Below are 24399 nucleotides of genomic sequence, written 5' to 3' on the forward strand. Positions count from 1 at the left end.
ATAACTACGGCAACTTGATTTTGGGCAAATATTTACGTAAGTACAAGTGTCAACTGTGCAGTACACAACACTTTTAGGTGATTCGCTCTATTTATGGAACTGGAATTGCCTTCTGGATGAGCAATTCATCCAGCTCGAATGGAAAAACCCCGTTCCGCTTGCGCTGGAATGGGGTTCGGTCTTTGCCGGGATCCGGGTGCCGCGTCAGGGAATCTTGATCCGGATCGGCATCGGTACCGGTGCGCGGCGGTCCGGCATGGGGGCGCGGTCCGGCGGGGTGAGGCCGGTCACCAGGTCGGCGACACGTACCGTCTGCCCGGTCTCGAAGCATTTGTTGGCCGCAATCCCGACCAGGGCCGACCAGGCGCCGGCGCGCTCGTCCGATGCGCGCTTGTACTTGTCGGCCGGGCCGTCGCCGAAGATTTCGGTAAGCATGACGTCGTCGCCGCCGCCATGGCTGCCCTTGCCGATGATCGGCTCGATGTCGCGCGGCTGGCCGCGCATCGGGATGACGCGGATCGAGACGCTTTCGCTGCCGCTCTGGACCTTGGCTGCGCCGGCCGCGCCGCCGGATTCGACGATGCGGTGTTCGATGCGGCCCTTGGTGCCGTTGAAGGCGATGTGGTAACCCTCCCAGGCGTCATAGGCCGACAGCGCGTAGTTCAGGTGCGCGCCATTGTCGTAGCGGACCATCACGTTCATGGTGTCCTCGATGTCGATGCTGGGGCGCCAGACGCACTGGTCGCGGTAGTAGCCGTCGTACTTCTCGTTGTCGAGATAGAGGGCTTTCAGGCCCGGATCGGAAGCGAGGTCGAAATAGAAGCTGCACTTCTGTTTTTCGGGGCAGGTGAGGCAGCGCTCGTGCGGACCGGACAGGCCCATGCGGCGCGCGGTTTCCGGCGTGTAGAACTGGCGCGAGCCGAAGGCGTGGACGGTTTCCGGCTGGGCGCCGAGCCACCAGTTGACCAGGTCGAAGTGGTGGGTCGACTTGTGCACCATCAGGCCGCCCGAATTCGCCTTGTTGCCATGCCAGCGGCGGAAGTAATCCGCGCCGTGCACGGTGTTGAGCAGCCAGGTGAAGTCGACCGAAATGACGTCGCCGATCTCGCCCGACATCAGCAGTTCCTTGATCTGGGTGCGCGGCGGCGAGTAGCGGTAGTTGAAGGTGACGCGCACCTGGCGGCCAGTGCGCTTGACGGCATCGAGGATGCGCTGCGCCTTTTCGGCGGTGGTCGTCATCGGCTTTTCGGTGATCACGTCGCAGCCGGCGTCGAGCGCACGCACGATGTAGTCGTCGTGGCTGGCGTCGGTGGTGGTGACGATCACGAACTGCGGCTTCGTTTCACGGATCATGCGGTCGAAGTCGGCCGCGCTGTAGCCGCGCGGCTGGCTGGCGCCGGTCTCGGTGATGAGCTTCACGGCACGCGCCAGGCGTCCGGCATTCCTGTCGCAGACGGCCACCACTTCTGAAGTGTCGCGGAACTTGCCGGTCATGGCATTGGTGAACATGCGCGCACGCGAACCCACGCCCACCACCGCATAGCGCTTGCGCGCGGTCGCTGCGAAGACGCCGCCGGTGGCGAGCATCAGGCCCGCCGCCCCAGCCGTCTTCAGTACGGTGCGGCGGTCGACGCCGCCAGAATCCTTTTCCATCATTCCTTGTCTCCAGTCTTGTTTTACAGCTGTGCATATGGTGGCCGCAAGAAGGACAATTGGCAAGACCAATTTGTTGATTGGTTGGACTGGAGTGCGGCTAGTGGCCTATCCGGGATGGGTAATCCTGCAAAGGCTGAGTTTTGTCGGCTTGTCGTGTTTACAATAGCCACCACCATTTCCAGGAGAGTCTCTTGAATCGTTCACTTCCTTGCCGCGGCCGCCTTGCCGCCGCCATGCTGGCGCTTGCGCTGTCCAGCACGCTCCAGGCCGCTACGCCTGCATCCGCGCCGGACACCGTCAAGGTCGGCGACTACAGCGTGCAGATGGCGACCCTCGGTTCCGGTAGTTACACGGTGATCCTGGAAGCAGGCTTCGGGCGCGACCTGGGCGTGTGGCGCAACGTCGCGCCGGCGCTGGCCAAATCGGCCAAGGTGCTGGCCTACTCGCGCGCCGGGCATGGCAAGTCGGACCCGCGCCCGGAGGCGCCGACCATCGCGGCGCGCACGGGCGAGCTGGAACAGCTGATCGCCACGGCAGGTTTGAAACCGCCCTTCGTGCTGGTCGGGCATTCCTACGGCGGCTTCCTGATCCGCAGCTTTGCCGCGCGCCATCCGGAACAGGTGGCCGGCATGGTCTTCGTCGATCCGAGCGACGAACAGTTCAACGTCGAGCTGCGCAAGCTCGATGCCGCTGCCGTGGACAAGGACAACAAGCTCACCGAGCAGTTCATGCCGCCGAAATTCCACGCCGAACTGCGCAGCGTGCAGGCGGTGCTCGACAGCGGCAAGCTGCCTTTCGCCGGCGCCTTGCCCGACGTGCCGGTGGCGGTACTGACCTCGGTGCAGAAGCGCGAGCAGCCGCAGCTCTTCCTCGAGACGCCGGCCGCGGTGCAGGTCTGGCGCACGCTGCACGAGCGCTTCTTCCGCGGCTTCAGCAACGGCAGCCACATCGTGACCGCCGAGAGCGGCCACAATATCCACCAGGAGCAGCCGCAGCTGGTCGTCGCCGCGGTCGAGGGCGTGATCGCCGCAGCGGAAAGCGGGCGCATCAAGCGCGTGCGCGACGCGGCGCGGGCGGAGCTGCTGCGCCGCCTGGAGCAGGGCGGTTCCGATGCGCAGATGGCGCAGGCGCTGGAGGCGAGCGGCTTCGGCGAGGCGGACATCAACCGCATCGGCTACGAACTGCTCGGACCACGCAAGCAGCCCCTGCTCGCCGAACGGCTGATGAAGGCGAGCGCCGCCAGGTACAGCACGTCCGACAACGTGCAGGACAGCTACGGCGAGGTGCTGCTGGCTGCGGGCAAGCCGCTCGAGGCCAAGCTGCAGTTCATGAAGGCGATCACGCTGGCCGAGGCGCAGGGCAAAAGCGAGAAGGTGCTGGCGGGTTACCGCGCCAACCTGGCCAAGGCTGAGGGGGTGCTGGCGCGCTGAGAGCTGATCCTCAGGCGTGGTCGCGCATCCACTCCTTCAACCCGTCGACCCACTTCTTCGCCGGCAGGTTGAGATGGCGCCGGATCTCGCCGGCGCGCTCGTACAGCACCGAAAAGTCGAGCTGCGGCGCATGCTTGAAGGCCAGCACCACGATGTTCGCATCGTGCACCTCGGGCAGCCAGACCACGGCGTCGAATACCTGCTGCATGGTGAGCAGGTTCTTGTCGTAGCTGTTGACGTCGCCGAACACGTTGGCGGTCATGATGCCGTCTTCCCGCAGGCAGTCGTAGCAGCCCTGGTAGAAATCCGGCGAATCGAGCACCGGGCCGCGTGCGTCATGGTCGTACAGGTCCACCTGCAGCACGTCGACCTGGCCGTGGTTGTCGGCGTCGAGCACGAAGTCGAGCGCATTCATTTCGCGCACGTCCAGGCGCGCGTCGTTCTCGGGCAGGCCGAACAGCGCGCGGCAGATGGCGATCACGTTCGGATTGAGCTCGGCCGCGGTTACGCGGGCGCCGGGAAAGCGGCGGTAGCAGAACTTGGTGAGGGCCGCGCTGCCGAGGCCCAACTGGACGATGCGGCGCGGCGCCTCCTTGAACAGCGTCCACATCATCATCATCTGGACGTATTCGAGCTCGATCGCGTCCGGCCTGGACAGCCGCATCGCGCCCTGCACCCAGGAAGTGCCGAGGTGGAGGAAGCGCACGCCCTCGAACTCGTCGATGGTGGCGGGCGGGTGACCCGGTTGGGCGAAGCGGGGATCGATGCGGGCGTACGAAGGTGGCATGGCAGAGGAACGGCTGTGAAGCCCGATCTTACCAGACCACCCGCCGGCGCACTTCAGGCAATACCGTTGCGCCCGAACTCGCGGAAGCCCGGCCGCTCGGTCAGGCGGTCGTAATAGGCGGCCACGTGGCGGAACTCCGGTTTGTCCATCGGCGTCATCATCCAGCGGTTCACCGACAGCCCCAGCACGACGTCGGCCAGCGTGAAGGCGCTGCCCGCAGCGTAGGCGCCGGTGGCGCGCAGCTGGGCGTCGAGGATGCCGATGTGGCGGTTCCAGGACGCGATGCTGGCCTCGACCTGGGCCCGGTCCTGGTAGGCGGGGCTGTTGCGCACCAGCGCCATGAAAGCATAGCGCCAGGCGGTGTTCAGGTCGGTGGCCTGCCAGTCCATCCACTGCTCGACGCGTGCGCGGTCACGCGCGCCGGCCGGCAGCAGGGCGCCCGCTTCGCCGTATTTCGTGCACAGGTAGCGGCAGATCGTGTTCGATTCCCACAGCACGAAGCCCTCGTCCACCAGCACCGGCACCAGGCCGTTCGGGTTGAGGCCCGCGTGTGCCGCGCTCCAGTCCTCGCGCTCGAAGGGCAGCCCGAGTTCGAGGCTGGTCCACAGCACTTTGCGGACATTGATCGAGGTGTCCTTTCCGATGATCTTCAGCATAAGCGTCCTTTCATGTCATGGGGTGGGCATTGCCGGCAAAATCAGGGTGACGGCCAGGCCGCCGCCTTCGCGGTTCGACAGCGAAATGCGGCCGCCGTGGGCTTCGGCGATCTCGCGCGCCAGCGCCAGCCCGAGGCCGGTGCCGCTGCGCTTGGTCGAGTAGAAGGGCACCAGCGCGTTAGCCAGCACGGTGTCGCTCATGCCGGCGCCGCGGTCCAGCACGTCGATGCGCAAGGCATCCTGCATGCGGCGCACCTGCAGCTCGACGGCTTCCGGCTGCGATCCGGATTCGTGGGCGTTCTTGAGCAGGTTGAGCAGGGCCTGTTCCATCTGGGCGGCATCGATCCAGGCCGGCTCCTGCGGCAATTCACCCACCACGCGGAAGGACACCTGGTCGGCCAGCCGGTCGATGAAGACGTCCCAGGGCCGGGCTTCGAGGCGTGGGGTGGGCAGCTTGGCGAAGCGCGCGTAGCCGAGGATGAAGGTCTCGAGGTGGCGGGTGCGCTCCCCGATGGTCTGCAGGATCTGGGGCAGGCGCTCGGTCTGGCCGCGCCGCACCAGCTCCGCGCCCGAGTGGGCGAGCGAAGTGAGGGGCGCCAGCGAATTGTTCAGCTCATGGCTGATCACGCGGATCACCTTCTTCCAGGTCTGCACCTCCTGGCGCCGCAGCTCGGTGGTGAGATGGCGCAGCAGCAGCAGTTCGTGGCGGCGGCCGTTGAGCGTGAAGGCGCTGCGTGCCAGGTGGTAGACCTCTTCGTCTTCCGACTCGCCGGCGGTGAACAGGCCGTCGCCGCCGCGCGCCAGCGCCTCTTTCAAGGCCGGGGTGGCGCTCTCCAGAATGTCGCCCAGCCCGTGCCCTTCCAGCTTGCGGCCCTCGGACAGCAGCTGGCGCGCCGCCAGGTTGGCGTAGACGATGGTGCCCGTATTCGCGGCGAAGTCGGTCACCAGCAGCATCGCCACGGGCGTGTTCTGCACCATGGTGTCGAGCAGCAGTTCGCGCTGCACCAGGCCGAGGCGCTGCTCGCGCAACACGTGGCCGAGATCGTTGTGGGCGGCGATCAGGTCGGCCAGCTCGTCGTTCTGCGGCCAGTGCAGGCTGAAGGAAAAATCGCCGTCGCGGTAGCTCGTCACCGTGCCCTCGAGGGCGCGGAACAGCGACAGGATCGGCTGGATCTGGGAGCGGATGGTGATGATGGCGATCGGGACGATCGCCACCAGGCAGGCGAAGAAGACCAGGACGGGGTGGCCAGGGAAAAAGTGGTCCAGCCCGAGCGCGATCAGCATGCCGAGGGCCAGCAGCGTGCCGACCAGGGCCGACCAGCGCGTCACCAGCGAGAGCCGGAGGCCCGGCCGCTTCATGCCGGCCTGGCGATGCCGAGCCGCTCCATGCGCCGGTACAGGGCCTGGCGCGACAGGCCCAGCTCGGCGGAAGCCTGGGCCACCACGCCGCCGGCGCGCGCCAGCGCCAGCACGATGGCCTCGCGGTCGGGTTCCGCATCCGCCACCTGCGCCACCGTCACTGGCAGCCCGAGATCGGGCGCCTTGATCACGTCGCCCTGGGCCAGCAGGCTGGCGCGCGCCATCACGTTCTTCAGTTCGCGCACGTTGCCGGGCCAGGTGTGGGCCTGCAGCGCCGCTTCGGCGGACGGGTGCAGGATCTTCCCGCGCAGGAAGCTCAGGGCCAGCGGCAGGATGTCGCCCGGACGCGCGGCGAGCGGCGGCAGGCGCAGTTCGATCACGTTGAGGCGGTAGAACAGGTCTTCGCGGAAGCTCCCGGCGCGGATCATGGCGCCGAGATCCGCATTGGTGGCGCTGATCACACGCACCTTGACCTGGCGCTCGCGGTTGGAGCCGAGGCGCTCGAAGCGCCCGGTTTCCAGCACGCGCAGCAGTTTCATCTGGCCGGCCAGCGGGAGGTTGCCAATCTCGTCGAGGAACAGGGTGCCGCCGTCGGCCGCCTCGAACTTGCCTTCGCGCGCCTTGGAAGCGCCGGTGTAGGCGCCGGCGTCGGCCCCGAACAGCTCGGCCTCGATCAGCTCCGAGGGCAGGGCGCCGCAGTTCAGCACCACGAAGGGACCGTCGGCCACCTGCGAGTTGGCCTGGATGATCTCGGCGATCCGTTCCTTGCCGGTGCCGTTGGGGCCCGTGATCAGGACCGGCACGTCGGCGCGCGCCACCTGGCAGGCCAGGCTCAGCACGCGTTCGGTGGCCGGGTCCTGCCACACCAGGCCGCGCAGGTCGAAGTTCTGTTCCAGCTCGCGCTTGGCCTTGCGCTCGCGCTGCAGGCGCTGGTTCAGGGCGCGGTTGGCCTGGCCCAGCTCGATGAGGTTGGTCACCGTGGTGAGCAGGCGCTCGTCGTTCCAGGGTTTGGACAGGTAGTCCGCGGCGCCGGCCTTGATCAGCTCTACCGCGGCATCGAGGTGGGTCCAGGCGGTCAGCAGGATCACCGGCAGGTCCGGGTGGCGCCGGCGGATCTCGCGGAACAGCGCCACGCCTTCCTCGCCCGAGGTGGTGTCGGCCGTGAAGTTCATGTCCTGGATGACCAGGTCCACCGGCGCGCGCCCGAGGATGGCCAGTCCTTCCTCCGGCGAGCCCGCGCGCAGCGCCGCGATGTCGTGGAGGGAGAACAGGACCTCGAGCGCGATGGCGACCGCGGCGTTATCGTCGATGATCAGTACGGTTGGCATGACGGCAAGTTTAGCACTGGTTCGTTTCTATCAGGCACTGCGGGTCGCCGTGGCCGGCGAGATGCTGGCCGCGCGCCAGGCCGGGCCATAGGCAGCCATGATGCCGAGCGCCCAGAACACCACCGCGCCGCCCACCAGGTAGTGCGCCGGCAGGCGCGCCATCTCGAGCCGGGTCACCAGCAGGTGGTTCAGGCTCAGGCCCAGCATCACGCCGCCGAACACGCCGGCGCTGGTGATCATGAAGTTCTCCATGATGAAGTAGCGCAGGATGTCGATCTTGCGCGCACCCAGGGCGCGGCGCACGCCGATCTGCTTGCGGCGCTGGGTCACCCACAGGCTGGCCATGCCGACGATGCCCGAGCAGGTGATCAGGAGCAGCAGCACGCTCACGGTGATCAGCATCCACGACAGCGCGACGTCGGCGCGGTAGCGGTCCTTGCGGTCTTCCTCGGTGGTCTTGGTCTGCAGGATCATCGGGGTGGCGGAAGACTTGCGCAGCGCCGCCTCCGCTTCCTTGATGACGCGGTCGCGCTGGCCAGGTTCGGTGCGGATCGCGTACAGGGCGCCCGGGTTGCCGTACAGGCGCGCCGGAACATGCACCGAGAACTCGCCACGCTCGCCCACTTCGGTGTGCGCCGTCTGCAGGCGCTCGACCACGCCGACCACCTGGACGCCCTGCGCCTCGTCGCCGGTGCCGAAATACAGGGTCTTGCCGACCGCCGACTGGCCCGGCCACAGCTTGTCCGCCAGCGGCTTGGTGATCATCAGGGTCTTGGGCAGTTCGCGGTTTTCGTTCTCGTTGATCTCGACGAAATCCTGCGGCAGGAAGTCGCGGCCGTCGACCACCTTCAGGCCGAAGGTCTTGACCAGCGAGTCGCCCGAGATGTACATGCCCGCGGACGAGCTCTCGCGTTCCTGGCGCCGGTCGATGGCGACGCTGCTGGTGCTGCCGTCGCGCGACATCGGCATCTGCGACACGTTCGCCACCGACAGCACGCCCGGCACCGCGCGCAGCACATCGGCTTCGCGCTTCATGGTGGCGAGCTGCTGTTCGGGACCGTCCTTGTTCAGGTTGCGGACGGTGAAGTAGAAGGTCGCGGCCTCGTCGCTCAGGCCCGAGGGTCGGGCGGCGGTTTCGCGCCGCTCGTTGACGATGTGCAGGGCATTGGCCAGGATCGCCAGGCTCAGGGCGACCTGCAGGGCGACCAGGATCGGGCCGGTCTTATTGCGCATCAGCGCGGACAGGATGGGACGGATTTCCATGATGGTCTCTCTCGCTTTATTGGGATTTCAGCTGGATCGCCGGCGTCACCTGGCAGGCGCGCCAGGTCGGCAGCAGGCCCGCGATCAGGGCGGCCAGCACCGACATCACGAAGGTCAGGATCAGCATCTGCCAGTCCATGCGCGCGATCGTCGCCATGCCCTTGCTCTGCATGCCGATCAGCGCCAGCGCACCGAAGGCCAGCACCAGTCCCAGCACGCCGCCGGCCAGGCCGACCACGCCGGTCTCGATCAGGAACTGCTTGAACACGTCGCGGCGCGAGGCGCCCAGCGCACGCCGCACGCCGATTTCGGAGGCGCGCACCGAGAACTTCGCCAGCAGCAGGCCGATGGTGTTCACCAGGCACAGGATCAGGAAGCCGAACGCCAGCCAGGCCGACAGCTTGCTGTCGTTGCCGACCACCTTCAGCTCTTCCATCCACTCCATCACGTTGTACAACTCGTTTGGCGCATTGCGCTTCAGGCGGCCGAGCTTGCGCTGCTCGCTCGCATAGTTGTTCAGGAAGCTCTGCAGGTCGGCGCGGTCCGATGCGGAACGGGCTTCGAACCAGAACTGGATCCAGGTGCACTCGGAGCTCAGCAGGTTGGCGAAGCCGGGCTCGCGGTTGGCGCTGCAGTTCATGCTGCCGCTGTGGCCCTGCTCGTGGCGGATCGCGCTCGAGAAGGGGATGAAGAATTCCTCGCCCTTGCCGAAGCGGCTGCCGCCGATCAGCTTGTAGAAGCGCGGCAGCGGCGCCCAGGTATCGGTCACGCCGACCACGGTGAAGGGGAAGCCCTTCATCATGAGCTGCTTGCCGACCGGGTTGACGTTACCGAACAGCTTCTCCGCGATCTCGCGGCTCAGCACGACCACGTCGGCGCCGCGCGTGTCGTCGCCCTCGGTCCAGGGCTGGCCGTGCAGGAAGGGGACGTCGAACATGGTGAAGAAGTCGCGGGTCGGCGCCAGGCCGCGCGAATTGAAGGCCGGGATGTCGCTGCGCGGCGGCTCGACCGGCAGCTCGACGCCGTACATCGCGGTGCGGCGTTCGCCCTGGCCGCTCTTGAGCAGGTTGGCGGCGTCCGGATAGCTCATCTGCATGTCGTTCGGGCCGTCGCTCGGGACCCAGCCCTCGACCGGACCGTTGTCGAGCTGCGGCACGAACAGGCGCTCGCTCTTGTGGGGAATCGGGTCGCCCGACATCATGTGCAGGATGGTCAGGGTCGAGACGCTGGCGGCCACGCCGATGGCCAGGGTCAGCACCATCAGGGCGGTCAGCGCGGGGTTGCGGCGCAGGCTGCGCACGCCGAGCTTGAAGTAGTAGGTGAACATGGCGTCCGGCTCCTTATGCCGATACGGCGGTCTTGTCGACCAGGGTCGGGCCCTTGCGCACCAGGTCCGAGACCTGGCCGTCGATGATGTGGACGTTGCGGTGGGTGCGCACGGCCAGTTCCGGGTCGTGGGTGACCATCAGGATGGTGGTGCCGGCCGCGTTGATCTCTTCCAGCAGCTCCATCACGCCGCGTGCCATCTGCGTATCCAGGTTACCGGTCGGTTCGTCGGCCAGCAGCAGCTTGGGCGAACCGGCCAGCGCGCGCGCGATCGCCACGCGCTGCTGCTGGCCGCCGGACAGCTCGGCCGGGTAGTGCTTCATGCGCGAGGCCAGGCCGACCTTGGCCAGCGCGTCCTCGATGCGCTCCTTGCGCTCGGTCTTGTTGAAGCCGCGGTAGCGCAGCGGCACGTCGACATTGTCGAACAGGTTCAGGTCGGGAATCAGGTTGAAGCCCTGGAAGATGAAGCCGAGCTTCTCGTTGCGCAGGCGCGAGCGGGACGAGTCGTCCAGTCCCTTGACATTGACGCCGTCGAGGATGTACTCGCCCGAAGTGAATTCTTCCAGCAGGCCGGCGATGTTCAGGAAGCTGGTCTTGCCGGAGCCGGAGGGGCCGGTCACGGTGACGAACTCGCCCTGCTTGACTTCGATCTCGAAACCGCGCAGCGCGTGGGTCTCGATCATGTGGGTGCGGTACACCTTGCTCAGGTTGGTCATGCGCAGCATGGGATTCTCCTAGTTTTTGTTGGGCTTCTAGCGGTTGATCGAAACGCGTTGCGCGTTGTTGAACGTGTCGGTGCCGGAAATGACGACCTTGTCGCCGGGCTTCAGGCCGGACAGGATCTCGACGGCGGAAATGCTGGTGGCGCCCAGTGCTACCTGCGTACGCACGGCGATGCCGTCTTCCACGCGGTAGGCGAAGCGGCCGCCGTCGTTCTCGACGAAGGGGCCGCGCGGCAGCATCACCACGTTCGGACGTTCCTCGATCAGCAGGCGCGCGGTCACGCGCTGGCTCTGGCGCAGGCCGGTGGGCTGCGCGCCATCGAAGCGCACGCGCGCCAGCACCTGGTTCTTCACGACCTCGGGCGACAGCGCCGACAGCTTGCCGGTGGCCTTGCCGCTCGGGAGGGTGATCTCGGCACTCATGCCCAGGCCGATGTCGGTCATGTAGGATTCCGGCACCTCGATTTCGACTTCGAGCTTGGATAGGTCGACCAGGGTCATCAGGGGCGCATTGGCGGCCACCACCATGCGGTTCTGCACGTTGAGGGTGCCGATGAAGCCATCCACCGGCGCACGCACCGTCAGTTCGTCGACGCGGCGCTGGGCGTTGGCCATCGACAGGCGCTGGCGTTCCAGTTCGTTGATCTTGGTCTTGAGGGCCAGCTGCACGTCGTCGCCTTCGAGGGCGGCGGCCTGCGAGGCGTGGCGCGCGCGGATCTGGGCCGAGTTCAGGGCGTCCTTGGCCTTCTGGTAATCGATCTTGGCGATGACGCCGACCTGGGCCACGCTTTCATAGCGCTCCAGCGTGCGCTGGGCCGACAGGCGGTCGATCTCGGCGGTGTCGGCTTCGCGTTGCGCCAGCAGCTTCTGCTTGCGCGCCAGGATCTGCTGGCGCGCCACTTCGGCTTTCAGCTGCTCGTAGCTCGACACTTCACGCTTGAGCTCATCGCTCAGGTCGGGCGACTCGAGCACCGCCAGCACGTCGCCCTTTTTCACGGTGTCGCCGGCCGCAACCTTCAGGTTGACGGTGGCCGGCGAGGTCGAGTACAGGGTCGGGCTGACGGCGGCGACCACGCGGCCATTGACCGAGGCGTCGCGCACCAGGGTACCGCGGCTGACTTCGGCGATGCGCAGGCGGTCTGCGCTGACCGAGTGCTCGCTGCTGGTCCAGGCGCCCAGCACGGCGGCGCTGACGGCGAGGATGGCGACGGCGCCGCCCACCCACAAGGCGCGGCGCTTGAGCTTGTGGACCGGGGCCGGGGCGAGGACGGCGTCTTGTTCTGATGTATCGCGGATCATGGCATCTTCTGGTGACAACGTTGGATGGCGTTGTCAATGCACGATCCGTGCCAACCAGGCAAGTGCTTGATTTGGCAGGAAAGCTGCGCTCGCGTCCGGTGTCCGGGGTGTCCGTCAATACGCATGTCGGACAGTTGGGCGGACAGGGCGGGCGGACACTCGCTGGCCAGGCTCGACCATGGATGCGACGTGGGTTATCGTACACGGCGTTGCTTAACACCTAATTCAAGGAGCCCCCATGCGTATTCACCTCCTGGCCTGCTTCCTGGCCTTGTGTGTCGTCCTCGTCCCGGCCCGCGCGCAGAAACCCGCGAACCGTGCCGAAGCGCTGAAAATCGTCTCGGATATGCGGCGCATCGTCACGCCCGAAGGCATCGAGCGTACCCGGGCCGTGCGCATTGGCGGAATCGACCAGTGGATCTCGGTACGCGGCGTTGACCGCCGCAATCCCGTCCTGCTGATGATCCACGGAGGGCCGGGCTACGTGAGCATGCCGACGAGCTGGTACTTCCAGCGCGGCTGGGAGGATTACTTCACGGTCGTACAGTGGGACCAGCGGGGCGCCGGCAAGACCTACGCGGCCAACGACCCGGCCGCCGTCCTGCGAACGATGACGCGGGCACGCATGGTCGAGGATGCCGTGGAAATGGTCGCGTGGCTGCGGCGCGAGTTCGGCAAGGAACGCATCTTCGTGCTCGGTCATTCATGGGGCAGTTCGCTCGGCATCGAGGTGGCCCAGCGCCACCCGGAGTGGTTGCACGCCTACATCGGCGCCGGTCAGATCACGAATTCCCCGGAAAGCGAGCGGCGCGGCCTGCGCTTCGCGCTCGACGCCGCCCGGCGCGACGGGAACGCCCAGGCGGTACGCGAGCTGGAGTCGCTTGGTCCGTACGGCGCGCCCGGACGTCCGATCAGGCTGCCGGACCTGTACCTGCAGCGCAAATGGCTGGGCCATTACGGAGGCGCCGTGTACGGACGGCGGAACTTCGACCACGAGGGCGCCGCCGCCCGCCTGTCGCCCGAATATTCCGATGAAGAGCTGCGTACCATCTGGAAGGCCAACGAGGTGTCGACCGAACGCTTGCTGGCGGAGACGATCGCGATGGATTTCAGCGGACATACCCGATTCGACTGTCCACTCATCCTGCTCAACGGACGCCACGACTACAACGTTTCGTCCAGCGCTGCCGCGGAATGGTTCGAGAAGGTGCAGGCGCCATCCAAGTCGCTGGTCTGGTTCGAGCACTCCGCGCACGAGATGTTCAACGAGGAACCCGGGAAAATGCTGGTGGCACTGGTACGCCATGCCCGCCCGATCGCCGAAAAGGCGGGTGACGCCGCGCCGTGACAATGCTTGAACATCTGGTCCCGGCACGATGCTAAGATCGTTCGATGCCTGACTTCCTTGCCGCCCTTCTTCGTCCTCTCCGCGACGTCTTCAAACCAGCCGACCGGGAACCGCCGTCCCCCTTCTTCACGCCCGAGGAAATCGGCCGCCTGCACCGCGGCGACCTGGATGCGCGCAGCGCACTCGACGACCAGACCTGGCACGACCTGCTGCTGGAATCCTGGGAAGAACGGCTGGCGCAGGACACCAGCATCTTCGGCCGCCAGATGCTGCACCGCCGCCTGCGCGCCGGCTTGGATGATGCCGACTGCGCGGCATTGACGGAACGCCTGCGCGGCTTGCTGGACGACCCGGGCTGCGTGGATGCGCTGGCCGCGGCACTGCGCCCGCTGCGCTACGCGGAGACCGAGCTTGCGGGCCTGCTGTTCAGCGAAGAACTACCCCAGCCGCCGGCCTGGAGCCGTTTCCTCTGGGTGCTGCCGCTCATGCTCCTGCTGTCGCTCGGCCTGCTGGCGACCCAGCCGCTGGGCTGGATGGCGACGCTCGCCGCGCTGGTGCCGCTGATGGCGCTGCAGATCAGCTACCACCGCCGCCTCGAGTCGTGGAACAACACACTGGGGAGCCTGAACGCCTTGCTGGCCGGGAGCCATGCGCTGGCGGAACTGGGCGGTCCGCTGCTGAAGCCTTTCATTGACGCGCGCACGGAGGCGGCGCGCCTGCACAAGCGCATCGGGCGCTCGCTGCTGCTGCGCATGATTCCGGGCGGTCAGGCCTATGCCAACTGGTTTACCGCCCATAACGTTGGCCGCTACTGGAAAACCGTCCGCACCGTCGCGGCCGCGCGCGATTTCCTGCGCGCCTGCTATCTGCGCAGTGCTCAACTGGACGCCGACGTGGCGCTGGCGCGTCACCTGCGCCGGCAGGAGCACTGGTGCTGGGCCAAACGCAGCGGGCCGCGCACATTGGCACTGGATGGCGGCGTGCATCCGCTGATGGAGGCCCCGAGCCCGCTGTCGCTGGCCCTGGACGGGCAGGGCGCCTTCATCTCCGGCCAGAATGCTTCCGGCAAGAGCACCTTCCTGCGCATGGTGGGGCTGAACCTGGTCGCGGCGCGCGCCTTCGGCTTCTGCTACGCACGGCAGGCGAGCTTGCCGGCGCTGCCGGTCCGCGCCAGCATGCAGAACGAGGATTCGCTGCTGGGCGGCGAGAGCTTGTATATGTCGGAGCTGCGCCGGGCGCGCGAACTCCTGGCGGCCAGCGGGGAGCCGGCCGGGATCTGCCTGATCGACGAGGTCTTCCGCGGCACCAACCACCTGGAATCGGTGTCGGCCGCCGCTGCGGTGCTGGAAAGCCTGTGCGAACGCGACCTGGTGCTGGTGTCGTCGCACAACCTGGTGCTGGCGTGTATTCTGGCCGACAGGCTCGAACCTTTCCGCATCGATGCGGCGGGCGGGCGCCCGGTCTTGCAGCCGGGCGTGCTGCGCGAGCCGAACGGCATCGCGCTGCTGGCGACCCAGGGCTTCGGCGCCCGGATCGAGGGCAGGGCGGCCGAGGTGGCGCGCTGGCTGGCGGCGCACTTGGCCCAGCCGCCGATGCCTTCGGTACAGCTTCGTGCGCCGGAGTATCACTGAAGCTGCCGGCCCGTCATCGCGGGGCGGACAAGAGACGCGGCGCCCATCGCCACTAGGGCGGACCACACGACGATCCAGGCCGCCAATGTCCAGCCGAAGGAGTGGATGGCGCCGCCGACGAGAGGAGGGCCGAGCATCTGGCCGAGGGCGCTTCCCTGCATGAGCAGACCCAGCACCACCGGCACCGGGTGGGCCGGGCCTGCCAGCATCGGTGCGGACGAGATCAGGGTGGCCGGTACCAGGCCGCCGACGGCGGAGAACAGCATGCATAGCAGCAGCGCCTGGCCGGCGCCGAAGAATGGCAGGAAGATGCCGGGGGCGGCCAGTCCCATGATGGCGAAAGCGAAGGCCAGAAGGGCGAAGCGGCTCGCGCCGCGCGTCAGCAGGTAGCCCGCCGCGAGGTTGCCGATGGTGTTGACGCCGGCCGCCAATGCCGTGAGCAGGCCGGCGCTGTCGTGCCGGATCCCCATGCGCGCCATGAGCAGCACCGGTAGAAAGCTGAACAGCGCGAAGAACATCAGGCTGTAGAGCGCGAAGCACAGTGCGAGCAGCACGGGCGCCCGGGTGGTCAGCACGGCCGCCGCACGCCTGCCGGTGTTTGTTACGGTTGGCGCGGTGTGCCGGGCCGGCGGAACCACGCGCATCGCAGTCAGCATCGCTGCCGCTGCGCCGCCGCTGGCCCACCACAGGCCGCGCCAGTCGCTGAACTGGGGGCCGGCGGCCATGGCCAGTGCCATCCCGGCGGGCATGAAGCAGCTCCACAGGGAAAAGGCGAGCTCGCGCTGTTCCGGCCGCGCCACCCGGTTGAGAATGGCCGGGCCGCTCACCGTGATGAGCAGGAAGCCGAGGCCTTCCAGCACGCGCGAGCCGAGCAGCAGGCCATAGCCGGGAGCAAGTGCGCCCGCCGTGGCGCCCAGCAGCGCGGACGCCAGTCCGGCGATCAGGAGCGGCCGGTCTCCGATCCGCGCCACCAGCGCGCCGCAGGGAATGCTCCCCACGACGCCGAGGACAGCGAAGATGCCGCTCAACCAGCCTGCCGCGGCAAGGTCAAGGCCCAGGCTGGCCTGCAGCGAGGGAATGGCAATCGCCGCCTTTCCTGCCTGGAAAGCAGTCACGATGCCCGCACCCACGACCAGGGCAACCGCCCCCCATCGGGTAGGCGTATGCGTTGCCGTCGGCCCCACGCTCCCCATCAGGCCAACTCCTTTTGCCGTGCCGCCGCCAGTGCGTGCGCAATGGTGGCCACATGGCGGCCCTGGAAACGTGCGCCCGCGAGTTCGTTGGCGCTCGGTTGCCGGTCTCCGCCCGCGCCGTCGTCGGCCAGGGTCGAAGCGCCATACGGTGAGCCGCCGGTGATCTCGTCCATGCGGTTCTGGCCCTTGAAGGTATACGGCAGGCCGACGATGACCATCCCGAGATGCAGCATCACGGTGTGCACCGACAGGATGGTGCTCTCCTGGCCGCCGTGCTGGCTGCCGGTCGAGGTAAACACGCTGCCGACCTTGCCGACCAGGCTGTCGGCAGCCCACAGGCCGCCGCACTGGTCGAGGAAGTTCTTCATCTGCGCGGCCATATTGCCGAACCGGGTGGGCGTTCCGACCACGATCGCGTCGTAGTCGGCCAGTTCGGCCACCGTGGCGATGCCCGCCGCCTGGTCGCGCTTGTATCCGGCCTTGTCCATGACGTGCTCCGGCACCAGTTCGGGTACCCGCTTGATGCTGACGCTGGCATTGGCTGCCCTGGCACCTTCGGCAAGCACTTGCGCCATGGTCTCGATATGGCCATACGAGGAGTAATACAGTATGAGTACCTTGGTCATTGCCGCTCCTTGTAGTCGGTTCGATGGAGCAGCAAGCGTAAAGGCTCCGGGATATATGCGGAAGTGATATAAAATCGATGAGTTTGATCGATTGGATAGATCATGCTCGATGTGTTGACCCTCGACCAGTTGCGGACCTTCGTGACGGTGGCGGAAAGCGGAAGCTTCCGCGCCGGGGGCGTTCGCCTGCGGCGCGTCCAGTCCGCCATCAGCCATGCAATCGCCAACCTCGAAGGGGAATTGGGGGTCAGCCTGTTCGACCGCTCCGGACATCGCCCGGTGCTCACGGCGCAGGGGGAGGCCTTGCTGGCGAACGCGCGCGACATCCTGCTCAGGGTGGATGCCATGCGCGCCCGGGCGCGCGGCATGGGCGAAGGCGTCGAACTCTCGCTGACGCTGACGATCGACACCCTGTTTCCCATCCTGGACGTGGGGGCCGCCCTGGCCGAAGTGCGGGCCGCCTTTCCCACGGTCGGCTTCACGCTTGCCGTCGAAGCACTGGGAGGTCCGCTCGACGCCTTGCTGGACAAGCGCAGCACGCTTGCGATCCTGGTCGGCGAAGATTTCCGCGACCCGCGCGTGGCGCTGGAGGCGATGTGCTCCATCGAGCAACTGGCGGTGGCCGCGCCGCGGCATCCGCTCGGCACCCGCGCGCAAGAAGGAAAGATCAGCCAGCCGGACCTTGCCGACCACCTCCAGATCGTGCTGGCCGATCCGACCGCGCTGTCGGTGGGGCGCAGCTTCGGCGTGCTCTCGCCCCAGACCTGCCGCGTGAATACCCAGGATGCCAAGCACGCCATGATCGTGGCCGGCCTGGGCTGGGGACGCTTGCCTGCCTGGCTGGCGATGCCGGACCTGCGGGCCGGGCGCTTGGTGCGCCTCGCGGTTCCAGGCCTCGGCCGCGACGGTGAACTGCGTTCGGAGGCCTATATCGCGCACCGGTTGGACGAGCCGCTCGGACCAGTGGGCCGGGCGCTGCATGCGGCCCTGCTGCGGCGCAGGCCGGACTGAGAACTATCCGCCCAGGAAGGATTTGCGTGTTTTTGTAGCAGCCTTGCCACATCCACTACGGTAAACCACGGTTTACCCTGCCCGCCGGGCCGGCCGACCGGCAAAGCGGTTGACCCGCTTGCACATCGGGTCTATACTCGCGAGTTCTCGAATTTATTCTGCACATCGTATACGCATTCGCAGCCGCTCCTTCGGTGAGTGGCTTTCGTCGCCTCCGTTGTCCAGTTCGATCCGGGACTAGGTTTCAGTCCCCGGGCCAGGGAAAGACAGGCTCGGGTCATCAACGTAGTAACTTTGTTGGATTTTTGAACGATGCCAACCATCAATCAACTGATTCGCAAGCCGCGTGAAGCCGCGGTTGTGAAGAGCAAGTCCCCGGCACTGGAAAACTGCCCGCAAAAGCGTGGCGTTTGCACCCGTGTCTACACCACGACCCCGAAGAAGCCGAACTCGGCACTGCGTAAGGTCGCTAAAGTTCGCCTGACCAACGGTTTCGAAGTCATTTCGTACATCGGCGGTGAAGGCCACAACCTGCAAGAGCACAGCGTCGTCCTGATCCGCGGCGGCCGTGTGAAAGACTTGCCGGGTGTGCGTTACCACATGGTCCGCGGCGCACTGGATACCCAGGGCGTGAAAGACCGTAAGCAGGCTCGCTCGAAGTACGGCGCCAAGCGTGCCAAGGCTGCGAAGAAGTAATCTGCGGACCCTGTCACAAACAGGTCACATTTACAAGTTAAGTTGAGCCGGCCGGAAGGCCGAGTAAGTGAAAGATCATGAGGGTCTTTCGCGAGTGCGGATCCCGCACTCAACTGAAGATAGGAAGGAATTGAAATGCCACGTCGTCGTGAAGTACCCAAGCGCGAAATCCTGCCGGATCCAAAATTCGGCAACACCGATGTCGCCAAGTTCGTCAACGTTCTGATGCTGTCCGGTAAGAAATCGGTCGCTGAAAACATCATCTACGGTGCGTTCGAATACATCCAGACCAAGTCGGGCAAAGACCCGCTGGAAGTGTTCGTGGCCGCGATCAACAACGCCAAGCCGCTGGTGGAAGTCAAGTCCCGCCGTGTCGGCGGCGCCAACTACCAGGTGCCAGTGGAAGTTCGTCCGGTTCGTCGTATGGCGCTGTCCATGCGTTGGTTGCGCGAAGCCGCAAACAAGCGCAGCGAAAAATCCATGCCACAACGCCTGGGTGGTGAACTGATGGAAGCCGCAGAAATGCGCGGCGGCGCGATGAAGCGTCGTGACGAAGTTCACCGCATGGCAGAAGCGAACAAGGCGTTCTCGCACTTCCGCTTCTAAGCACATGGCCAGACCCTTTCGGGGGCGCGGCCAAGGCAGTATCCGTTGTTCAGGCCGGGCACATTTTGACACCAAGATGTTGCTCGGTTTTGTCCATTCAAAGATTTAGGAAAAATTATGGCACGCAAGACCCCCATTGAGCGCTACCGCAATATCGGTATTTCCGCTCACATCGATGCTGGTAAAACGACCACCACCGAACGCGTTCTGTTCTACACGGGCGTGAACCACAAGATCGGCGAAGTGCACGATGGCGCTGCGACGATGGACTGGATGGAGCAGGAGCAGGAACGCGGCATTACCATTACCTCGGCAGCGACGACCTGCTTCTGGAAGGGTATGGCCAACAACTTCGAGCCGCACCACATCAACATCATCGACACCCCGGGCCACGTCGACTTCACCATTGAAGTCGAGCGCTCGATGCGCGTGCTGGATGGCGCCTGCATGGTCTACTGCGCAGTCGGCGGCGTGCAGCCACAGTCGGAAACCGTGTGGCGTCAGGCTAACAAGTACAAGGTCCCGCGTCTGGCATTCGTCAACAAGATGGACCGTACCGGTGCGAACTTCTTCAAGGTCTACGAGCAGATGCGCGCTCGCCTGAAGGCAAACCCGATTCCGCTGCAGATCCCGATCGGCGCGGAAGAGAACTTCCTGGGCGTGGTCGACCTGGTCAAGATGAAAGCGATCATCTGGGACGACGCTTCGCAGGGCATGAAGTTCGACTACCGCGACATCCCGGCGGAACTGGTCGATCAAGCCAACGAATGGCGTGAAAAGCTGGTCGAGACCGCTGCTGAAGCGTCGGAAGAGCTGATGAACAAGTACCTGGAAGAAGGCGATCTGTCGGAAGAAGAGATCAAGGCCGCTCTGCGCCAGCGTACCATCGCGTCGGAAATCGTCCCGATGATGTGCGGCACTGCGTTCAAGAACAAGGGCGTGCAAGCGATGCTCGACGCCGTGATCGAATACCTGCCGTCGCCGGTCGACATTCCGCCAGTCGCCGGTACCGACGAAGATGACCAGCCGACCACCCGCAAGGCCGACGACAACGAGAAATTCGCTGCGCTGGCATTCAAGATCATGACCGACCCGTTCGTCGGCCAGCTGATCTTCTTCCGCGTCTACTCGGGCATGGTCAATTCGGGCGACACCGTCTACAACCCGGTCAAGGGCAAGAAGGAACGTCTGGGCCGCATCCTGCAGATGCACGCGAACCAGCGCGAAGAAATCAAGGAAGTCCGCGCCGGCGACATCGCCGCTGCAGTCGGCCTGAAAGAAGCGACCACGGGCGAAACCCTGTGCGATCCTTCGGCTGTCATCACCCTGGAAAAGATGGTGTTCCCGGAGCCGGTCATCCAGCAGGCAGTCGAGCCGAAGACCAAGGCTGACCAGGAAAAGATGGGCCTGGCACTGAACCGTCTGGCTCAGGAAGACCCGTCGTTCCGCGTGCGTACCGACGAAGAATCGGGCCAGACCATCATCGGTGGTATGGGCGAGCTGCACCTGGAAATTATCGTCGACCGCATGAAGCGCGAATTCGGCGTGGAAGCAACCGTCGGCAAGCCGCAGGTTGCCTACCGCGAGACCATCCGCAAGGCAGTCACCGACGTCGAAGGCAAGTTCGTCAAGCAGTCGGGCGGTCGCGGCCAGTACGGCCACGCTGTCCTGTCGATCGAGCCGCAAGAGCCGGGCAAGGGCTTCGAATTCGTCGACGCCATCAAGGGCGGTGTCATTCCTCGCGAATACATCCCGGCAGTCGAGAAGGGTGTGCGCGAGACCCTGACCAGCGGCGTGCTGGCTGGCTATCCGGTCGTTGACGTGAAAGTCACCGTGACCTTCGGTTCGTACCACGACGTCGACTCGAACGAGAACGCGTTCCGCATGGCAGGTTCGATGGCGTTCAAGGACGGCTGCCGCAAGGCGTCGCCGGTCATCCTCGAGCCGATGATGGCCGTGGAAGTGGAAACGCCGGAAGACTACGCCGGTTCCGTGATGGGCGACCTGTCGTCCCGCCGCGGTATGGTGCAGGGCATGGACGAAATCCCGGGCGGCGGCGGCAAGATCATCAAGGCCGAAGTCCCGCTGTCGGAAATGTTCGGTTACTCGACCTCGCTGCGTTCGGCGACCCAGGGCCGTGCGACCTACACGATGGAATTCAAGCACTATTCGGAAGCTCCGAAGCACGTGATCGACGCCATCGTCACCGCGAAGTCCAAGTAATTCAGTAATACAGGGGCAGGAGGCGAGGCCTGCCCCTTCAAAAAAAATAGACAATCAGTTCATTTAAAGGAAGATCTAAAAATGGCAAAAGGTAAATTCGAACGGACCAAGCCGCACGTCAACGTCGGCACCATCGGTCACGTTGACCACGGCAAAACCACCCTGACGGCTGCAATCGCAACTGTCCTGTCGAAGAAGTTCGGCGGCGAAGCCAAGGCCTACGACCAGATCGACGCGGCTCCGGAAGAAAAGGCACGCGGCATCACCATCAACACCGCGCACGTCGAGTACGAAACCGAAAACCGTCACTACGCACACGTTGACTGCCCAGGCCACGCCGACTACATCAAGAACATGATTACCGGTGCCGCGCAGATGGACGGCGCGATCCTGGTGTGCTCGGCCGCTGACGGCCCGATGCCGCAGACCCGCGAGCACATCCTGCTGGCGCGTCAGGTTGGCGTTCCGTACATCATCGTGTTCCTGAACAAGTGCGACCTGGTCGACGACGCAGAACTGCTGGAACTGGTCGAAATGGAAGTCCGCGAGCTCCTCTCGAAGTACGAGTTCCCAGGCGACGACCTGCCAATCATCAAGGGTTCGGCACGTATGGCGCTGGAAGGCCAGCCGGGCGAAATGGGCGAAGACTGCATCATCCGTCTGGCTGAAGCCCTGGACACCTACATCCCGACCCCGGAACGTGCCGTCGACGGCGCCTTCCTGATGCCGGTGGAAGACGTGTTCTCGATCTCGGGCCGCGGTACCGTGGTGACCGGTCGTGTCGAGCGCGGCATCATCAAGGTCGGCGAAGAAATCGAGATCGTCGGTATCATCGACACCGTGAAGACCACCTGCACCGGCGTGGAAATGTTCCGCAAGCTGCTGGACCAGGGTCAAGCTGGCGACAACGTCGGCCTGCTGCTGCGCGGCACCAAGCGTGAAGACGTCCAGCGTGGCCAGGTTCTGGCCAAGCCGGGCTCGATCAAGCCGCACAACCACTTCACCGGTGAGATCTACGTCCTGTCGAAAGACGAAGGCGGCCGTCACACCCCGTTCTTCAACAACTACCGTCCGCAGTTCTACTTCCGTACGACTGACGTGACCGGTTCGATCGAACTGCCGGCAGACAAAGAAATGGTCATGCCAGGCGACAACGTGTCGATCACCGTCAAGCTGATCGCTCCGATCGCGATGGAAGAAGGTCTGCGCTTCGCAATCCGCGAAGGCGGCCGTACCGTCGGCGCCGGCGTCGTGGCAAAGATCCTGGCCTAATTTCGGTTAGCCTGATCTAGTAGCGGGCTTGTCCCGCCGCGACAACAGATGGGGGCAGACTTTTTAGTCTGCCCCCATCTTTATGAGAGGGAAGAGTGATATACTCCCGCCTCTCAAGTGGACCTCGGTAAGCCTACTGCGCGTTGCACTGTCGCCCTGCGATGCTCGCTGTACTACTCGTACAGCTGCGCTTCTCGGACAACATTGCTGCCGCTCGCTACGGCTTCCCGAGGTCCACTTGAGCAGTACCGTAGGACCTTTCACACATTGCCGGCCACGTGCCGGAACGTTCTTTTAAAGGAAATAGCATGTCGAACCAAAAAATCCGCATCCGCCTGAAAGCCTTCGACTACAAGCTGATCGACCAGTCGGCCCTGGAAATCGTGGATACCGCCAAGCGCACCGGCGCAGTCGTCAAGGGCCCGGTCCCGCTGCCGACCCGCATCCAGCGTTTCGACATCCTGCGTTCGCCGCACGTCAACAAGACCTCGCGCGACCAGTTCGAAATCCGTACGCACCAGCGTCTGATGGACATCGTGGATCCGACCGACAAGACCGTTGACGCACTGATGAAGCTCGACCTGCCGGCTGGCGTCGACGTCGAAATCAAGCTGCAGTAATACCTGTATTAAGCTGATGAGCCGCAGGCGGAGCAATCCGCCACGGCAGAAAAGGCCGGGGATTCGCAAGGATTCCCGGCCTTTGTCATTGCGGCTTCAGTTCAAGAGCGCATACACCACTGGCCCAAGCAGGGTGCCCATGACCAGCGCCCCACCCAGCAGCAGGACCAGCAGCACGGAACGGGCAATCCAGCCGATCAGCGTCGGGTGCCCAGTGAAATGCGCGCGCAGGCTGGCAGGCGTCAGGCGCGTGGCATCGTCTGGAAGATGATCGAAATTCGACATAAGCCCTCCGTGCAAAAGCCCATTGTCGAGCGCGCTTTCGCCGGCCGGCTTGTGCTACCGCAAGCACCTGCGCGGGCAAGCGCGCTTGCGCTTTATGCCGCAGACATTGCCCCGGTGTCGTCGCCATGGTGTAATCGAAGCGATCACAACCATGAGATGAACGCATGCCCGCCCTCGACCGCTTCCATTCCGCCGCCCACGACCTGCGCCGCACGTCCTGGCTGCAGCTGGCCGGCTACGCCTACCTTGTCTTATTCGTGCTGATCCTGGTGCGGCTGGCGGCGCCGGCGGACATGGGACCGGCGCTGCGCCAGCTCGCGTGGATCCTGCCGCTGTTCCTGCTGGCGGCGAAAGACCTGGCGCACCTGCCAGACGCGCTGCAGCGCCTGCGCAGCGCGACCGGCTGGCGCAGCCGCGTCACGGCACTGCTGCCGCCGGAACTGCTTGGCATGTTCCGGCTCGAGCGCCTGATGTGGACCGGTTTCGGGCACTGGCTGCGCCGCCGCGCACCGGCGCCCGGGCCGCAGGGCCTGGCGCTCACCTATCTGCAGCGCGGCGCCTACGGCACCGCGGTCGGCATCGTCATGGTCGCGCTCTTCCTCGAGCTGCCGGCTGACGTCGTGGTCATCAACATGATGGTGAAAGATGCGGACGCCCGCCTGGCGATCCACGTACTGGGCGCCATCCTGGTCCTGTATTCCTTCGTGTGGGTGCTGGCCGACCGCTGGTACCTCAAGGGCGGCGCCCACGTGCTGGCCGACGGGGTGCTGCACCTGCGCGTCGGCGTGCGCACCGAGGGCAGCATCCCCCTGGCGGCCATCGAGCGCATCGATGCGCTGGCGGAAGCGCCGGACCGCTGGCGCCGGCGCCACGGCATCCACCGCGCCGATACCTTGCTCGTGACGCCCATCGACAAACCGAACTGCGTGCTGCTCATGAAGCCGGACGCCGGCCTCACGCTGCTGCACTGGCAGGTGCGCCGCAGCGTGCCGCGCTATGTGCTGCTCTACCTCGATCGTCCGGAGCTGCTGGCCTCGCGCATCACGCAGGCCGCCGGATGAC

The 24399-nt window shown here is 65.4% G+C and carries 22 protein-coding genes; 10 read left to right on the plus strand and 12 right to left on the minus strand.

Annotated features, from left to right (window positions below; translation table 11 throughout):
* Window positions 1-204: 204 nt before the first annotated feature.
* Window positions 205-1653 carry a Gfo/Idh/MocA family oxidoreductase gene (locus tag AC56LK_RS11185; RefSeq protein ID WP_497184609.1) on the minus strand — a complete coding sequence of 483 codons (1449 nt, stop codon included), beginning with the start codon at window positions 1651-1653 and terminating at the stop codon, window positions 205-207.
* A gap of 194 nt (window positions 1654-1847) precedes the next feature.
* Here AC56LK_RS11185 and AC56LK_RS11190 point away from each other — a divergent pair, with 194 nt between their 5' ends.
* Window positions 1848-3086 (plus strand): alpha/beta fold hydrolase, encoded by a 1239-nt coding sequence (locus tag AC56LK_RS11190; protein WP_497184610.1) that lies wholly within the window; start codon window positions 1848-1850, stop codon window positions 3084-3086.
* A gap of 10 nt (window positions 3087-3096) precedes the next feature.
* Here the strand turns inward: AC56LK_RS11190 and AC56LK_RS11195 are convergent, their stop codons facing one another.
* Genes AC56LK_RS11195 through AC56LK_RS11230 form a run of 8 tightly spaced genes read right to left on the minus strand, consistent with a single transcriptional unit; the run spans window position 3097 to window position 11826 of the window.
* Window positions 3097-3873, minus strand: a complete 777-nt coding sequence (locus AC56LK_RS11195) for a spermine/spermidine synthase domain-containing protein (RefSeq protein ID WP_497184611.1) — start codon at window positions 3871-3873, stop codon at window positions 3097-3099.
* A gap of 53 nt (window positions 3874-3926) precedes the next feature.
* Window positions 3927-4529, minus strand: coding sequence for a glutathione S-transferase family protein (locus AC56LK_RS11200; RefSeq protein WP_497184612.1), 603 nt, complete (start codon window positions 4527-4529; stop codon window positions 3927-3929).
* Between the two features lie 15 nt (window positions 4530-4544).
* Window positions 4545-5888: a sensor histidine kinase gene (locus AC56LK_RS11205; protein ID WP_497184613.1), complete on the minus strand. Its 1344-nt coding sequence runs from the start codon at window positions 5886-5888 to the stop codon at window positions 4545-4547.
* Entirely contained in the window at window positions 5885-7216 is a 1332-nt protein-coding gene (locus AC56LK_RS11210) for a sigma-54-dependent transcriptional regulator (protein WP_497184614.1), read from the minus strand. The genes AC56LK_RS11205 and AC56LK_RS11210 overlap by 4 nt, the downstream gene beginning before the upstream one ends.
* Before the next feature lie 30 nt (window positions 7217-7246).
* Entirely contained in the window at window positions 7247-8479 is a 1233-nt protein-coding gene (locus AC56LK_RS11215; protein WP_497184615.1) for an ABC transporter permease, read from the minus strand.
* 16 nt (window positions 8480-8495) lie between these two features.
* Window positions 8496-9806, minus strand: a complete 1311-nt coding sequence (locus tag AC56LK_RS11220; RefSeq protein ID WP_497184616.1) for an ABC transporter permease — start codon at window positions 9804-9806, stop codon at window positions 8496-8498.
* Window positions 9807-9819: 13 nt separating this feature from the next.
* Window positions 9820-10530, minus strand: coding sequence for an ABC transporter ATP-binding protein (locus tag AC56LK_RS11225; protein WP_497184617.1), 711 nt, complete (start codon window positions 10528-10530; stop codon window positions 9820-9822).
* A gap of 27 nt (window positions 10531-10557) precedes the next feature.
* Entirely contained in the window at window positions 10558-11826 is a 1269-nt protein-coding gene (locus AC56LK_RS11230; protein WP_497184618.1) for an efflux RND transporter periplasmic adaptor subunit, read from the minus strand.
* A gap of 238 nt (window positions 11827-12064) precedes the next feature.
* Here AC56LK_RS11230 and AC56LK_RS11235 point away from each other — a divergent pair, with 238 nt between their 5' ends.
* Together AC56LK_RS11235 and AC56LK_RS11240 are read left to right on the plus strand one after the other, a co-directional pair.
* Complete coding sequence (locus tag AC56LK_RS11235; RefSeq protein ID WP_497184619.1) at window positions 12065-13174, plus strand: alpha/beta hydrolase; 1110 nt, start codon at window positions 12065-12067, stop codon at window positions 13172-13174.
* A gap of 44 nt (window positions 13175-13218) precedes the next feature.
* On the plus strand, window positions 13219-14805 hold the full coding sequence (locus AC56LK_RS11240; RefSeq protein WP_497184620.1) for a MutS-related protein: 1587 nt from the start codon (window positions 13219-13221) through the stop codon (window positions 14803-14805).
* Here AC56LK_RS11240 and AC56LK_RS11245 read toward each other — a convergent pair.
* Both AC56LK_RS11245 and wrbA read right to left on the minus strand, forming a co-directional pair.
* Window positions 14799-15920, minus strand: coding sequence for an MFS transporter (locus tag AC56LK_RS11245; protein WP_497184621.1), 1122 nt, complete (start codon window positions 15918-15920; stop codon window positions 14799-14801). The genes AC56LK_RS11240 and AC56LK_RS11245 overlap by 7 nt on opposite strands.
* Before the next feature lie 77 nt (window positions 15921-15997).
* Window positions 15998-16624, minus strand: coding sequence for an NAD(P)H:quinone oxidoreductase (wrbA, locus tag AC56LK_RS11250; protein WP_497184622.1), 627 nt, complete (start codon window positions 16622-16624; stop codon window positions 15998-16000).
* Between the two features lie 102 nt (window positions 16625-16726).
* Between wrbA and AC56LK_RS11255 the strand changes: the two genes are divergently transcribed.
* From AC56LK_RS11255 to rpsJ, 6 genes are all read left to right on the plus strand, one after another.
* Window positions 16727-17635 (plus strand): LysR family transcriptional regulator, encoded by a 909-nt coding sequence (locus tag AC56LK_RS11255; RefSeq protein ID WP_497184623.1) that lies wholly within the window; start codon window positions 16727-16729, stop codon window positions 17633-17635.
* 312 nt (window positions 17636-17947) lie between these two features.
* Window positions 17948-18331 (plus strand): 30S ribosomal protein S12, encoded by a 384-nt coding sequence (gene rpsL, locus AC56LK_RS11260; protein WP_036240557.1) that lies wholly within the window; start codon window positions 17948-17950, stop codon window positions 18329-18331.
* A 135-nt stretch (window positions 18332-18466) separates the two neighbouring features.
* Entirely contained in the window at window positions 18467-18937 is a 471-nt protein-coding gene (gene rpsG, locus AC56LK_RS11265) for a 30S ribosomal protein S7 (protein ID WP_091877420.1), read from the plus strand.
* 117 nt (window positions 18938-19054) lie between these two features.
* Window positions 19055-21160 carry an elongation factor G gene (fusA, locus tag AC56LK_RS11270; protein WP_497184624.1) on the plus strand — a complete coding sequence of 702 codons (2106 nt, stop codon included), beginning with the start codon at window positions 19055-19057 and terminating at the stop codon, window positions 21158-21160.
* Window positions 21161-21241: 81 nt separating this feature from the next.
* Window positions 21242-22432 (plus strand): elongation factor Tu, encoded by a 1191-nt coding sequence (tuf, locus tag AC56LK_RS11275; protein ID WP_436107920.1) that lies wholly within the window; start codon window positions 21242-21244, stop codon window positions 22430-22432.
* Window positions 22433-22740: 308 nt separating this feature from the next.
* A complete protein-coding gene (rpsJ, locus tag AC56LK_RS11280; protein WP_197065334.1) occupies window positions 22741-23052 on the plus strand; it encodes a 30S ribosomal protein S10 in 312 nt (103 codons plus the stop codon).
* 96 nt (window positions 23053-23148) lie between these two features.
* Here rpsJ and AC56LK_RS11285 read toward each other — a convergent pair whose 3' ends face one another.
* Entirely contained in the window at window positions 23149-23337 is a 189-nt protein-coding gene (locus AC56LK_RS11285) for a hypothetical protein (RefSeq protein WP_497184625.1), read from the minus strand.
* A gap of 164 nt (window positions 23338-23501) precedes the next feature.
* On the opposite strand from AC56LK_RS11285, the gene AC56LK_RS11290 reads away from it, so the two are divergent.
* Window positions 23502-24398 (plus strand): hypothetical protein, encoded by an 897-nt coding sequence (locus AC56LK_RS11290; RefSeq protein WP_497184626.1) that lies wholly within the window; start codon window positions 23502-23504, stop codon window positions 24396-24398.
* Window position 24399: the final 1 nt, after the last annotated feature.

It is taken from the genome of Telluria sp. ZB4P36 (assembly GCF_059685865.1).